General features: G+C 65.0%; 2 protein-coding genes. Both read left to right on the forward strand.

The features are described from left to right. Nucleotides 1–670 (forward strand): BamA/TamA family outer membrane protein (locus ACXJL8_RS40595; RefSeq protein ID WP_456686981.1); only part of this gene is annotated, 670 nt, incomplete at its 5' end. A gap of 148 nt (nucleotides 671–818) precedes the next feature. Beyond that, the coding region (locus ACXJL8_RS40600) for a UDP-3-O-(3-hydroxymyristoyl)glucosamine N-acyltransferase (RefSeq protein WP_456686982.1) at nucleotides 819–1,596 on the forward strand (778 nt) is incomplete at its 3' end.

A 1,596-nucleotide genomic window follows, 5' to 3' on the forward strand; every position in this document is an offset into this window, starting at 1 on the left:
CAAGAACCCCACCGACGGTCTGCTCGTCGACTTCCGTCAGGATTTCGCCGGTGTCGGCGGCGACGTCTCCTACCTGAAGACCGTGGCGGACGGAAAGTACTATGCCCCGCTGGTGTCGGACATCGTCGGCCTCGTCCATTTGCAGGGCGGCATCCTGAACAAGATCGGCAACAACGAGATCCGCATGCTGGATCAGTTCCAGATGGGCCCGAATCTCGTCCGCGGCTTTGCCCCGAACGGCATCGGTCCGCGCGATTTGAATCCTTTTGGCACGCAGGACGCGCTCGGCGGCACCAAGTACTGGGGAGCTTCGTTCGAATTGCAGATGCCGTTCTGGTTCCTGCCGAAGGAAGTGGGTCTGAAGGGCGCGGTCTACGCCGATGCCGGCGGCCTCTTCGACTATCAGGGCCCGACGACGTGGTCGGTGACCAACGAAATGACCACGACCAGGAACTCGAACTGCACGCCGTCGACCATCAACCCGCCCTCGGCTGGAACTTGTACCGGCCTGGTGTATGACAACGGCAATGCCGTCCGCTCGTCGGTCGGTGTCGGCCTGATCTGGCAGTCGCCGTTCGGTCCGCTGCGCTTCGACTACGCCGTGCCGCTCACCAAGGGCAAGTACGATCGCACGCAGGAATTCCGGTTCGGCGGCGGCACCTCGTTCTAATTCGATCAGCAGGGCATGATCCGGCTCCTTGGGTTTCCCTTTGGATTTCCCTGGGGGCCGGTTTCCAAAAAGATCGTGCTCAATCCATGAGATAAGGCATGATGCGGCCTGACCGCTTCTTGCCGAAGCCGGACCGCGACGGGGTGGAATGGCGCAGCCGACCTTCTTCACAAAGCCGCCGGCCTCAGCGCTGGCCGACATTGYCGCGCTGACCAAGGCGCAACTGGTCGACCCCGCCCGGGGCGGCCACGTCATCACGGGCCTGGCCTCGCTCGACGAAGCCGGCCCGATGCATCTGACGTTCTTCGACAACCTGAAATACGCCGATCAGCTCAAGGCGACCGCGGCCGGGGCCTGCCTGGTCAGCCCGCGTTTCGAGGCCCAGGTGCCGGCGCATGTGGCGGTGCTGCGGGTGGCGCAGCCGTTCCGCGCCTTCGTCAGGATCGCGCGGGAATGGCACGGCGACGCGCTCAGGCCGCAATCCTGGACCGGCAATGACGGCATCGCACCGTCGGCGATCATCGACCCTTCGGCGCGGCTCGAGGATGGCGTGATCGTGGATCCGCTTGCCGTCATCGGTCCGGATGTCGAGATCGGCAGCGGCACGGTGATCGGCGTCGGCGCCGTGATCGGCCCCGGCGTCAAGATCGGCCGGGACTGCAATGTCGGCGCCCGCACCGCGATCCAGTGCGCCCTGATCGGCAACAACGTCCTGATCCATCCGGGCTGCTCGATCGGCCAGGACGGCTACGGCTTCATCTTCTTCGGCCCCGAGGGCCATCTGAAGGTGCCGCAGACCGGGCGGGTGCTGATCCAGAACGACGTCGAGGTCGGCGCCGGCACCACGATCGATCGCGGGTCCTTGCGCGACACCGTGATCGGGGAGGGCACCAAAATCGACAATCAGGTCCAGATCGGCCACAATG

The organism is Bradyrhizobium sp. P5_C11_2 (assembly GCF_054049755.1).